Consider the following 12,203-nt stretch of genomic DNA (forward strand, 5'->3'; position numbering starts at 1 on the left):
CGGGGCGCCGCGGCTGCGGCTACCGCGCTACAGCTCCGGGCCGTCGCCCGGCTCCTCCTGGTAGGAGTAGCGCTGCTCGCGCCAGGGGTCGCCGAGGTTGTGGTAGCCGCGCTCCTCCCAGAATCCGCGGCGGTCGGCGGTCATGTATTCCACGCCGCGGACCCATTTGGGGCCTTTCCAGGCGTAGAGCCGGGGGATGACCAGCCGGGCGGGGAAGCCGTGTTCGGCGGTGAGGGGTTCGCCGCCCTTGTGGGTGGCGAATATCGACTGGTCGTCGAGGAAGTCCTCGATCCGCACGTTGGAGCTGAATCCGTATTCGGCCCAGACCATCACATGGGTGACGTCGTCGGCGGGCGGCGCGAGCTTCACCACGGTCGCGGCGGACACCCCGCCCCATTCGACGCCGAGCATCGAGAATTTCGTGACGCAGTGGAAGTCGGCGACGACCGTGTCATAAGGCAGCGCGGAGAACTCGGGGTGGTTCCAGGACGTCGTGCCGCCGTCGGCGGTGGCGCCGAAGACCCGGAACTCCCACCGGTCGGGCTTGAAGCGCGGGACCGGTCCGTAGTGGGTGACCGGCCAGCCGCGCTGGAGCCGCTGGCCCGGCGGCAGCTCCCCCGCGCGACGCTCGTACCGACCCATGCCTCCATGGTGACAGACCCGGCGCGGTGCTCGTGACCAGGCAGCCTGCCGCCCGCGGCGGCACCGGCCGCGGCACCGGCGGGGACGGCGGCGGAGACGGCGGCGGAGACGGTGGCGAGGGCGGCGGACCTGCCGTGCGGCCGTACCGGAAGAATCGGGGCACAGAACGTAAGCGTGCACTTACTGGATCACATCACCGCGCAATGCGAGGATGCGCGCAACCACTTGTCCGGAACGGGAAGGACGGCGTTGCCATGCAGGGCGACCCCGAGGTCATCGAGTTCCTCAATGAACAGCTGACCGCGGAGCTGACCGCGATCAACCAGTACTTCCTGCACGCGAAGCTGCAGGAGAACTACGGCTGGTACAAGCTCGCGAAGCACACCCGTGCCGAGTCGTTCGACGAGATGCGGCACGCGGAGATCCTGACCGACCGGATCATTTTCCTGGAGGGCCTGCCGAACTACCAGCGGCTGTTCCACGTACGGGTCGGGCAGTCGGTCACCGAGATGTTCCGGGCCGACAAGCAGGTGGAGGTCGAGGCGATCGACCGGCTGCGGCGCGGTATCGAGGTGATGCACGCGAAAGGCGACTTCACGTCGAAGAACATCTTCGAGTCGATCCTGTCCGACGAGGAGGACCACATCGACTACCTGGACACCCAGCTGGACCTGGTGGAGAAGCTGGGCGAGGAGCTCTACCTCGCGCAGCAGATCAAGCAGCCCGACGACTAGCCGGCGCCGGGTCGGCCGCGGGGGCCAGGCGGGTGCGGGTGACGCAGCTGTCGCCGCGGCCGAGCAGGGCCTGGATGCGCTTGACGCAGGAGCCGCAGTCCGTGCCGGCCTTGCAGGCCGAGGCTATCTGCCGCGGGGTGCAGCGGCCGTCGGCGGCGTGCTGCTCGACCTGGTCCTCGGTGATGCCGAAGCAGGAGCAGACGTACACGGTCACCGCCGATCGAGGTCTTGCCGGAGCGCTCACAGGAGCTGAGGTAACCCTTACCTTACCTGCCGGCCGGGCGGCGGAGAACGACAAGGGGCGCGGGATCGGTGTGATCCGCGCCCCTTCTCCCCTGACGAGAGCTACTGCCCGCGGTACATCTCCGCGACCAGGAAGGCCAGGTCCAGCGACTGGCTGCGGTTGAGCCGCGGGTCGCACGCCGTCTCGTAGCGCTGGTGCAGGTCGTCGACGAAGATCTCGTCGCCGCCGCCGACGCACTCGGTGACGTCGTCGCCGGTGAGCTCGACGTGGATGCCGCCCGGGTGGGTGCCGAGGCCGTGGTGGACCTCGAAGAAGCCCTTGACCTCGTCGAGCACGTCGTCGAAGCGCCGGGTCTTGTGGCCGGAGGCGGCCTCGAAGGTGTTGCCGTGCATCGGGTCGCAGATCCAGGCGACCTGCGCGCCGGACGCGGAGACCTTCTCCACCAGCGTCGGCAGCTTGTCGCGGACCTTGTCCGCGCCCATCCGCACGATGAAGGTCAGCCGCCCGGGCTCGCGGTCCGGGTCGAGCCGGTCGATGTACGTCAGCGCCTCCTCCGGCGTGGTGCCGGGGCCGAGCTTGACGCCGAGCGGGTTGCTGATCTTCGAGGCGAACTCGATGTGCGCCCCGTCCAGCTGCCGGGTGCGCTCGCCGATCCACACCATGTGGGCGGAGACGTCGTAGAGCCGCCCGGTGCGCGAGTCGGTACGGGTCAGCGCCGTCTCGTAGTCCAGCAGCAGCGCCTCGTGCGAGGCGTAGAACTCGACCGTGCGGAATTCGGCCGGGTCGGTGCCGCACGCGGCCATGAAGTTGAGCGCGTTGTCGATCTCGCGGGCGAGCGCCTCGTAGCGCTGCCCGGACGGCGAGGACTTCACGAAGTCCTGGTTCCAGGCGTGCACCTGGCGCAGGTCGGCGTAGCCGCCGGTGGTGAAGGCGCGCACCAGGTTCAGCGTGGAGGCGGAGGCGTGGTACATCCGCTTGAGCCGCTGCGGGTCGGGCGTGCGGGACTGCGGGGTGAACTCGAAGCCGTTGACGGAGTCGCCGCGGTAGACCGGCAGCGTCACCCCGTCGCGGGTCTCGGTCGGCTTGGAGCGCGGCTTGCTGTACTGGCCGGCGATCCGCCCGACCTTGACCACCGGCACCGAGGCGGCGTAGGTGAGCACCGCTCCCATCTGGAGCAGCGTCTTGAGCTTGTTGCGGATCTGGTCGGCGCCGACCGCGTCGAACGCCTCGGCGCAGTCACCGCCCTGGAGCAGGAACGCCTCGCCCCTCGCGACAGCGCCGAGCCGGGAGCGCAGCTGGTCGCACTCCCCGGCGAAGACGAGCGGCGGATACGAGGCGAGCTCGGCGATCACATCGCGCAGAGCCTCGGGGTCGGGCCACTCGGGCTGCTGCGCCGCGGGAAGAGCGTGCCAGGTGTTGTTCCCGGCGTGGGTGTCTGCGTTCACGGTCACGGCTCAACATTACGGGGTCGGGTCGACCGGTTTTCCGCCCGCTCAGTGGGTGAGACATGCCGTCCGCGACGCAGCACGGAAACGTCACCTTGGACTGGTAGCGTCACCCGCGTTTCAGAGCCGCCGCCGTCCGGCCGCGGGCTCCGGGAGGGCGCGCCCTCATGCGCGCGTGCAGCCGATGGGGCAACACGTTGACGAACAGACACCGCAGACGCACGTCCTGGATCGCCTACGCAGCGGCCACCGTCGCACTCGCCACGGCGGCCACCTACGGCACGACCGCCCTCGCCGCCCCCTCGCCGGGCGGCGCGGGCGGCGCGGCCGACGGCAAGGGCGGCACGCAGCAGGCGGGGGCGCTGCAGGCGGACTTCGCCGCCGCCGCGAACGAGTTCCACGTCCCGCAGAGCGTGCTGATGGCCGTCTCCTACCGCATGACGCTGTGGGAGTCGCACCAGGGCCGGCCCAGCACCACCGGCAACTACAACGTCATGGGCCTGACCCGGGTCACGCCCGCCGACATGGAGCAGCCGTCGCAGGCCGACGAGCTGTCCCACCTCGACCTCAGCGGCGACCCCGCCGTGACCCGGCACTTCGACGCCGGCCGGGCGCTGCGCGCCGCCGCCGCGGCGCAGGTGGACACCTCCGCGCCGCGGCTGCACACCCTGGACGTCGCCGCGCAGCTGATCGGCGCCTCCACCGACGAGGTGCGCACCGACCCGCGGCAGAGCGTACGGGCCGGCGCCGCGCTGCTGGCGTCGTACGAGAAGGCGGCGGTCGGCTCGCTGCCGGCCGACGCGGGCCGCTGGTGGGCCGGCGTCGCGCGCTACAGCCAGTCCCCGGACCGGGGCGGCGCCCGGCAGTTCGTGCAGCGGGTCTTCGACACCGTCCGCAGCGGCGCGAGCCGGCTGACCGCCGACGGCCAGACGGTGACGCTGCCCGCCGACCCGTCCGTGCAGCCGGTGGACCCGGGCACGGTGCCGCTGGCCCCGGCCGACGCGCCCGCGCCGACGACGCCGGAGGCGACCCCGGCGCCGGAGTGCCCGGCCACGCTGAGCTGCGCGTTCGTCCCGGCGGCGTACAAGCAGAACAGCAGCACGCCGGACGACTTCGGCAACTACAACGTCTCCGCCCGCCCCGGCAACGGCGAGGACGTCCGCTACATCGTCATCCACGACATGGAGGGGACGTACCAGGGCAGCATCGACGAGTTCAAGAACTCCACGGCCTACGCCAGCGCCCACTACCTGATCGCGGACGACGGCCGGGTCACGCAGATGGTGCAGTTGAAGGACGAGGCGTGGCACGCGGCGAACAAGACCGTGAACATGCACTCGGTGGGTGTGGAGCACGAGGGCTACGCGATCAGGACGGGTGACTGGTTCACCGAGCAGGAGTACGACTCCTCCGCCGCCCTGGTGAAGTTCCTGGCCCAGAAATTCGGCATCCCGCTGGACCGCGAGCACGTCATCGGCCACGACGAGGTGCCCGGCGTGCTGGACGCCAACGTCAAGACGCAGCACTGGGACCCGGGCCCGTACTGGGACTGGAACCACTACATGACGCTGCTGGGCGCCCCGGACGGCGCGGGCGGCGCGGGCGCGCCGCTCCAGGCCGGGCAGCTGGTGCGGGTCGTGCCGCCGTACACCACGGCCAACGAGCCGACGCTCACCGACGGCGGCGCCTCGGTGCCGGCGCACCCGGCGAACTTCCTCTACCTCTACACCTCGCCGGCGACGACCGCGGCGCTGCCCGTCGACCCCTACCTGGGCAACGTGGCGTGGAGCGAGGGCTCGAACTGGGCGGACAAGGTCCCGGCGGGCGGCGCGTATGTCGTCGCGGGGGTGCAGGGCGACTGGACGGCGATCTGGTACCAGGACCAGAAGCTGTGGTTCCGCAACCCCGGCGGGCAGAACACGGTGGTGCTGCCGCCGACGCAGGTGGTCACGCCGAAGTCCGGGACGATCGCGGTCTACGGCCGGGCCTACCCCGACGACGCCGCGTACGCGGGCACGAACGTGCCGGTGCAGACGGACAACGACACCTCGCTGACCAAGTACAAGATCGCCGCCGGCCAGGCGTACGCGCAGGCGGGCCCGCAGGAGCCGGGCGACTACTGGTACGCGGGCAGCTTCGCCGGCACCGCCGCCGGTGACCGCACCCTGGTGAAGGGGACCAACTCCTTCTACCCGATCCGCTACAACCACCGCATCGCGTGGGTACGGGCCTCCGACGTCACCCTCACCACCAGCGTCGCCGCGGTGACCGCGACCGACCGGCACAACCTGGTGGCGCGCGACGCCGCCGGCACCATGTGGCAGTACCAGGGCAGCGGCACCCCGGCCGCCCCGTTCCTGACCCGGTTCGGCATCGGCCCCGGCTGGCAGGCGTACGACACCGTGACCACGCTGTCCGACCTGCGGGCCGACGGCACCGGCGACCTGGTGGCCCGGGACACCTCGGGCACCCTGTGGTATTTCAAGGGCAGCGGCAAGCCCGCGGCGCCCTTCCTGGGCCGGACGAAAACAGGAGCCGGCTGGGGCCAGTACGGCAAGCTCCTCGGCGTCGGCGACGCCACCGGCGACGGGAAGGACGACCTGATCGCCCGGGACTCGGCGGGCGAGCTGTGGCTCTACCAGGGCACCGGCACCACGAGCGCGCCCTTCGCGACCCGCACCGCCATAGGGCCGGGCTGGAATCAGTACGACGTCTTCGCCGGCACCGGCGACATCAGCGGCGACGGCAAGCCCGACCTGGTCACCCGCGACGCCACCGGCGTCCTCTGGTACTACCAGGGCACCGGCGACGCGGCGGCCCCCTGGGCGGCCCGGGTCAGGATCGGCCCCGGCTGGAACCAGTACGACACCCTGGTCGGCACCGGCGACCTGAACCGCGACGGCAGGGCCGACATGGTGGCCCGCGACGTCTCCGGCGTCCTGTGGTACTACCAGGGCACCGGCAGCGCCGCGGCCCCGTACGCCGCCCGGGTCCGGGTCGGCAGCGGCTGGCAGGTCTACGACCTGCTGGCGTGAGCGGGGCCTGACGGGCGGGGCACCGGTGCGCTAGGGTCGTGGCCATGACCGCGTCTCAGATCGCGCCGGCGTCCCGCCGGACCTGGTGGTGGACCGCTTCTCCGGCGGCCCGCTGACCCGCGCGTTCAGCAAGCACTACGCGAAGGCCGCCCGCAGGGGCGGCCTTCGGTGTTCCCAGGCCCGGTCGCCGCCCCTTCCTCTCCGCCTCGACGCCCCGCCGAGGGCCGTCGAGGCCCAGCCCCAGGAAGGACCCCCGACCGTGCCGCAGAACCCCGCAGACCCGCAGCCGCCCGAGCCCCCCGCCTCGCCCGCCTCCTCTGCCTCGCCCGCCTCCCCCGGTGCCGCGGCGCTGGTGCGGCGGCTGCTCACCCCCGGCCACCCGCCGTTCGCCCTGCTGCACCGCCGCACCCCCGGCCGCCCCGAGGGCGTCGTCGAGGTGCTGGCCGGCCCCGTCACGACCGTCCCCGCCCTCGGCGCCGTCCCGCTGCCCGAGGGCCCGCCGGCCGGCGGCGCCCGCACCGACGCGCTCGCCCTCGTCCCCTTCCGGCAGATCCGCGAACGCGGCTTCGACGTCCGCGACGACGGCACCCCGCTGGCCGTCCTGCTCCCGGACGAGGTCCACGAACTGCCGCTCGCCGACGTGCTCGCCGCGCTCCCCGACCTGCCCGTGACCGTCGCGGACGGCGGCTTCGACACCGGCGACGAGGCGTACGCCGGCATCGTGCGGCGGGTCGTCGAGGACGAGATCGGCCGCGGCGAGGGCGCCAACTTCGTCATCCGCCGCACCTTCCGCGGCCACATCCCCGGATACGGGCCGGCCGCGGCGCTCGCGCTGTTCGCCCGGCTGCTGCGCGGCGAGCGCGGCGCGTACTGGACGTATGTGGTGCACACCCCCGAACGCACCCTGGTCGGCGCGAGCCCCGAGGTGCATGTGCGGGTGTCGGGCGGCACCGTCGTGATGAACCCGATCAGCGGCACGTACCGCTATCCCGCGGGCGGGCCCACCGCCGACGGCCTGCTGGACTTCCTCGCCGACCCCAAGGAGGCCGAGGAGCTGACCATGGTCGTCGACGAGGAACTGAAGATGATGTGCACGGTGTGCGACCTCGGCGGGGTCGTGGTCGGCCCGCGGCTGAAGGAGATGGCGCACCTGGCGCACACCGAGTACGAGCTGCGCGGTCGCTCCACGATGGACGTACGGAACGTGCTGCGCGAGACGATGTTCGCCGCGACGGTGACGGGATCGCCGGTGCAGAACGCCTGCCGCGTCATCGAGCGGCACGAGGAGGGCGGCCGTGGCTACTACGCCGGGGCGCTGGCCCTCATCGGCCGGGACGCCGGCGGCGCGCAGACCCTGGACTCCCCGATCCTCATCCGCACCGCCGACATCTCGCCGGCCGGCGAGCTGAAGGTGCCGGTCGGGGCGACGCTGGTGCGGCACTCCCGGCCGGCGTCGGAGGTCGCCGAGACGCACGCCAAGGCGGCCGGCGTGCTCACCGCGCTCGGGGTGCGGCCGGCGCCGGTACGGGTGCCGGGGGCGCCGCGGCCCCGGCTGGCCGACGACTTCCGGGTACGGGCCGCGCTGGACGCCCGCCGGGCGCACCTGGCGCCGTTCTGGCTGCGGATGCAGGCCCGGCACCCGGAGCCGGCCGCGCACGCCCTGGTCGTGGACGGCGAGGACACGTTCACCTCGATGCTGGCCCACTTGCTGCGCTCGACCGGCCACGCGGTGACCGTGCGCCGCTACGACGAGCCGGGCCTGCGGGCGGCGGCGCTGGCGCACCCGGGGCCTGTGGTGCTGGGCCCGGGCCCCGGCGACCCGGCCGACACCGCCGACCCCAAGATGCGCTTCCTGCGGGAGCTGGCCGCCGACCTGGTGCGCGGCCACGGGCACGGCCTGCTCGGGGTGTGCCTGGGCCATGAGCTGATCGCCGCCGAACTGGGCCTGGACCTGGTGCGCAAGGACGAGCCGTTCCAGGGCGCGCAGAAGACGATCGACCTGTTCGGCACCGCGGAGACCGTCGGCTTCTACAACTCCTTCACCGCGCGCTGCGACGCCCCGACCGCGCAGGAACTGGCCATGCACCGGGTGGAGTTGAGCCGCGACCCGGCGAGCGGCGACATCCACGCGATGCGCGGGCCGGGCTTCGCCGGGGTGCAGTTCCACCCGGAGTCGGTGCTGACGCTGAGCGGTGTGCGGATCGCCGAGAGCCTGCTCAAGGGCGTGCTGTCCCCGGTGCGATGAGCCCGCGCGGTGAGCCGGCGCGGTGAGCCGGCGCGGCTGCTACGCCGCCTCTACGCGGTCTCCTCGTAGCAGCCGGCGTTGACGGCCGAGTCGGCGAGGACCGGCTCGGCCAGCACCGGCCCGATCAGGGTCAGCACCTCGGCGATCATCGTGTACTCGTCGGCGGTGCCGTCCACGACGAGGTCGGCGAGCGAGCGGGAGGGCGCCACGTGCACCGCGTGCCGCTCCCGGCCGGAGGTGAGGTAGTTGAGCAGCGAGACCCGCGGGTCCTGCCGCTGGACCTCGATCTTGCGCAGGATCTTGCGGGCCAGCCGGATGTCGTCCGGGGTGTCGACGTAGACCCGCCAGGAGGCCCGGGCGGCGACCGCGGGCAGGGTGAGCGCGAACAGGCCCTCGACCACCACCAGGCGGTACCGCCCGGACCCGGTCGCGGCGTCGATCGCGCGGGAGGCCGCGGTCTCGTCGATGGACCCCGGGTGGTTCCAGTCCAGGGTCTCCGCGCCGGTGGCGCTGAGCGTCCTGACTCCGCGCAGCGGATCGTGCGCGGGGACGTAGAAGTCGTCGAGATGGATCAGGACGACGCTGTCGGGGTGGTGCCGCGCCAGCGCTTCGGCAAGGGTGGACTTGCCGGATGCGGTGCCGCCTGCGACCGCCAGTACGGGCGTGGGAAGCCCGCTCGCCACACCCGTCATACCGGGCGCTCCTCAGGTGCTCAAAAAAGGGGAACGAAGCGGCCGGACAAGCCGGGTGGAGGGAGGATAGGTCGGCTGGATCGTCTGCGGCAAGCGCTCCCGGTGTGCGTCTTCACGGGCGGCGGAACACCGTACGGCCGCGGGGGGAACTTCGGCGGAAGAATGGGCCCTGCGGGGGCGGGAGTTCAGCCGAAGAACACGCCCGCCTCGGCGTAGAGGGCCGGGTCGACGGTCTTGATCCGGGCGGTCGCGTCGCCGATCGGCACCCGGACGACGTCGGTGGCGCGTAAGGCGACCATCTTCCCGAAGTCGCCGTCGCGGACCGCGTCCACGGCGTGCAGGCCGAAGCGGGTGGCGAGCCAGCGGTCGAAGGCGCTGGGGGTGCCGCCGCGCTGGACGTGGCCGAGGACGGTGGTCCTGGCCTCCTTGCCGGTGCGCTTCTCGATCTGCGCGGCGAGCCATTCGCCGATGCCCGACAGCCGCACATGCCCGAAGGAGTCCAGCGTGCCGTCCTTGAGGACCATGTCGCCGTCGCGCGGCATGGCGCCCTCGGCGACGACCACGATGGGTGCGTAGCGGATCTTGAAGCGGCTCTCCACCCATCCGCACACCTGGTCCAGGTCGAAGCGGTGCTCGGGGATGAGGATGACGTTGGCGCCGCCGGCCAGGCCCGAGTGCAGGGCGATCCAGCCGGCGTGCCGGCCCATGACCTCCACGACCAGGACCCGCATATGCGACTCCGCGGTGGTGTGCAGCCGGTCGATGGCCTCGGTGGCGATGTTGACGGCCGTGTCGAAGCCGAAGGTGTAGTCGGTCGCGGACAGGTCGTTGTCGATGGTCTTGGGCACCCCGACGACCTTCAGGCCGATCTCCGCGTGCAGCCGGGCGGCGACGCCGAGGGTGTCCTCGCCGCCGATCACGATGAGGGCGTCGACGCCCTCGGCCGCCAGGTTCTCCTGGACCCGGCGCACCCCGCCCTCGGACGAGAACGGGTTGGTGCGCGAGGAGCCGAGTATGGTGCCGCCGCGTGGCAATATGCCGCGGACGGCGGGGATGTCGAGCCGTACGGTGTCCCCTTCGAGGGGACCGCGCCAGCCGTCGCGGAAGCCGGTGAAGTCGTATCCGTGTTCCTGGACGCCTTTGCGCACGATGCCGCGGATGACCGCGTTGAGCCCGGGGCAGTCGCCGCCGCCGGTGAGGACTCCGACTCGCATGGACGTTTCCCTTCGTCGCAAGCCAGCTGTGCCGGATGTGCAACCTTCCGCCAAGCTAGCGTGACTTAGGTCACATGTCGCCGTCCGTGCGGTCCTGTCCGTCCTCGTCCAGGCCCGCTTCGATCGCGTATCGGACAAGCTCGACCCGGTTGTGCAACTGAAGCTTGCCGAGGGTGTTCTGGACGTGGTTCTGCACGGTCCGGTGCGATATGACCAGGCGATGGGCGATCTGCTTGTAGCTGAGCCCCTTCGCGACCAGCCGCAGCACCTCCGTCTCCCGCTCGGTCAGCCGCGGCGCGGCCGTGCCCTCGTCGGCGGCCGGCGGCGGTTCGGTGGCGAGCCTGCGGTACTCGCCGAGCACGAGTCCGGCCAGGCCAGGGGTGAAGACCGGGTCCCCGACCGCAGTCCTGCGCACCGCCTCGACCAGCTCCGCACGGGCGGCGGACTTCAGCAGATACCCCGTCGCACCGGATTTGACCGCTTCCAGTACGTCGGTGTGCTCGCCGCTGGCCGACAGCACCAGCACCCGCACCGCCGGGTCGCCCGCGACGACCTCCTTGCACACCCGTACACCGGAGGCACCCGGCAGGTTGAGGTCGAGCACCAGCACCTGCGGGCGGGCCGCGCGGGCCCGCCGTATCGCCTCGGGACCGTCGCCCGCGGTCGCGACGACCTCGAAGCCGGCCTCCGCGAGATCCCGGGCGACCGCGTCCCGCCACATCGGGTGGTCGTCCACCACCATGACGCTCACCGTCATGCCGCGCCTCCTGCGCTCACTGCCGTCACCTCGCCGGCGGCGGCCCGCTTGGGCAGCCGCAGTTCCACTTCCGTGCCCTCGCCGGGCGGCGACAGCAACTCCGCCGTGCCGCCCAGGTCGCGCAGCCGGCCGCGGATCGACTGGGCGACGCCGAGCCGCCCCTCGGCCGCCGCCGCGGCCAGCCGCCCGGCCGGGATGCCGGGCCCGTCGTCCCGCACCGTCACCAGCACCGCGTCGGGCTCGTCCTCCACCAGGATCCACGCGTGCGCCCGCTCACCGGCGTGGACCCGTACGTTGTCCAGCGCCGCCCCCACCGCCGCGGCCAGCTCGCCCGCGACCGCCGGCTCCAGCGGCACGGGCGTGCCGGGCGCGGACAGCGTCACGCGGGCGGAGGCGTAGGGCGCCAGCAGCGCGCGCAGGTCGGTGGGGCCCTGCGGCGCGGCCTCGCCGGTGCGCGGGGCCGGCAGCGGGGCGCCGCTGATCAGGCTGCGCAGCGCGGCCTCCTGCTCGCCGGCCATCCGGCCCAGCTCCGCGGCCTCCCCGCCGGCCTGGTCGCCGCGCCGCTGCACCATCGCCAGCACCTGGAGGACGCCGTCGTGGATGTCGCGGGCCAGCCGCTCGCGCTCCCGGGTCGCCGCCTCGATCTGCAACGCCCGGGCCAGGGTGCGCTCGCTGATCCGGGCGACCTCGACGACGTAGCCGATGCCGATGCTGGCGACCCATACGAGGATGACGTTGCGCAGGGTGTCCCGCCCGGCGCCGCTGCCGCGCTCGACCAGGTCGGCGACGGCCACCAGCGAGGACGCGACGGCGGCCCACCGCCACCCGCCCTTGATCGCGAACGCCAGCACCGAGCCGGCCGTCCAGATCGACGGCAGCGTGAACGCGCCCTGGTTGATGCGCTCCTGGGTGTCCACGACCATCGTGAGCAGTATCCCGCCGAGCGCGAGCGTCAGGTCCGCGGCGAGAAACCCCCGCGTGCACCGCTCCGCGGAGGTGACCCGCCCGAGCGTCCCCAGCGTCCACGCCCCGAGCACGCCGAGGTAGATCCCCCCGACGAGCGGATGGTCCATGTCGTCGTACCCGTACCAGAAGACCGCCGTCGTATACGCGCACGTGAGCACCCGATACGCCACGAGCGCCCGCCACAACGGCCCTTCCACCGACATGCCCACAGCCCCCTCCCCCACGCCTG

At 72.6% G+C, this 12,203-nt stretch carries 10 protein-coding genes; 3 read left to right on the plus strand and 7 right to left on the minus strand.

From position 1 onward, the window contains the following. Nucleotides 1–27: 27 nt before the first annotated feature. Complete coding sequence (locus HCN08_RS15965; RefSeq protein ID WP_167983742.1) at nucleotides 28–642, minus strand: sulfite oxidase-like oxidoreductase; 615 nt, start codon at nucleotides 640–642, stop codon at nucleotides 28–30. Nucleotides 643–896: 254 nt separating this feature from the next. Here HCN08_RS15965 and bfr point away from each other — a divergent pair, with 254 nt between their 5' ends. Beyond that, on the plus strand, nucleotides 897–1,376 hold the full coding sequence (gene bfr / locus HCN08_RS15970) for a bacterioferritin (RefSeq protein WP_167983743.1): 480 nt from the start codon (nucleotides 897–899) through the stop codon (nucleotides 1,374–1,376). On the opposite strand, the gene HCN08_RS15975 is transcribed toward bfr, so the two are convergent. Together HCN08_RS15975 and HCN08_RS15980 are read right to left on the minus strand one after the other, a co-directional pair. After that, entirely contained in the window at nucleotides 1,357–1,584 is a 228-nt protein-coding gene (locus HCN08_RS15975) for a (2Fe-2S)-binding protein (protein ID WP_167983838.1), read from the minus strand. The genes bfr and HCN08_RS15975 overlap by 20 nt on opposite strands. Nucleotides 1,585–1,721: 137 nt before the next feature. Continuing rightward, nucleotides 1,722–3,071 (minus strand): class II 3-deoxy-7-phosphoheptulonate synthase, encoded by a 1,350-nt coding sequence (locus tag HCN08_RS15980; RefSeq protein WP_167983744.1) that lies wholly within the window; start codon nucleotides 3,069–3,071, stop codon nucleotides 1,722–1,724. Nucleotides 3,072–3,262: 191 nt separating this feature from the next. Between HCN08_RS15980 and HCN08_RS15985 the strand changes: the two genes are divergently transcribed. Both HCN08_RS15985 and HCN08_RS15990 read left to right on the plus strand, forming a co-directional pair. Further along, nucleotides 3,263–6,100, plus strand: coding sequence for an N-acetylmuramoyl-L-alanine amidase (locus HCN08_RS15985; RefSeq protein WP_240970125.1), 2,838 nt, complete (start codon nucleotides 3,263–3,265; stop codon nucleotides 6,098–6,100). A gap of 349 nt (nucleotides 6,101–6,449) precedes the next feature. Then, on the plus strand, nucleotides 6,450–8,345 hold the full coding sequence (locus tag HCN08_RS15990; RefSeq protein ID WP_206318846.1) for an anthranilate synthase family protein: 1,896 nt from the start codon (nucleotides 6,450–6,452) through the stop codon (nucleotides 8,343–8,345). Nucleotides 8,346–8,395: 50 nt separating this feature from the next. Here the strand turns inward: HCN08_RS15990 and HCN08_RS15995 are convergent, their stop codons facing one another. The 4 genes from HCN08_RS15995 to macS all read right to left on the minus strand — a co-directional run bounded on the left by HCN08_RS15995 (nucleotide 8,396) and on the right by macS (nucleotide 12,177). After that, nucleotides 8,396–9,037 carry a uridine kinase family protein gene (locus HCN08_RS15995; protein WP_167983747.1) on the minus strand — a complete coding sequence of 214 codons (642 nt, stop codon included), beginning with the start codon at nucleotides 9,035–9,037 and terminating at the stop codon, nucleotides 8,396–8,398. 185 nt (nucleotides 9,038–9,222) lie between these two features. Then, on the minus strand, nucleotides 9,223–10,251 hold the full coding sequence (locus tag HCN08_RS16000; RefSeq protein ID WP_167983748.1) for a 6-phosphofructokinase: 1,029 nt from the start codon (nucleotides 10,249–10,251) through the stop codon (nucleotides 9,223–9,225). Nucleotides 10,252–10,321: 70 nt separating this feature from the next. Further along, nucleotides 10,322–11,008, minus strand: a complete 687-nt coding sequence (locus HCN08_RS16005; protein ID WP_167983749.1) for a response regulator — start codon at nucleotides 11,006–11,008, stop codon at nucleotides 10,322–10,324. Beyond that, nucleotides 11,005–12,177, minus strand: a complete 1,173-nt coding sequence (gene macS / locus HCN08_RS16010; RefSeq protein ID WP_167983750.1) for a MacS family sensor histidine kinase — start codon at nucleotides 12,175–12,177, stop codon at nucleotides 11,005–11,007. The genes HCN08_RS16005 and macS overlap by 4 nt, the downstream gene beginning before the upstream one ends. Nucleotides 12,178–12,203: the final 26 nt, after the last annotated feature.

The sequence above is a fragment of the Actinacidiphila epipremni genome, assembly GCF_012034175.1.
Classification (GTDB): Bacteria; Actinomycetota; Actinomycetes; order Streptomycetales; family Streptomycetaceae; genus Actinacidiphila; species Actinacidiphila epipremni.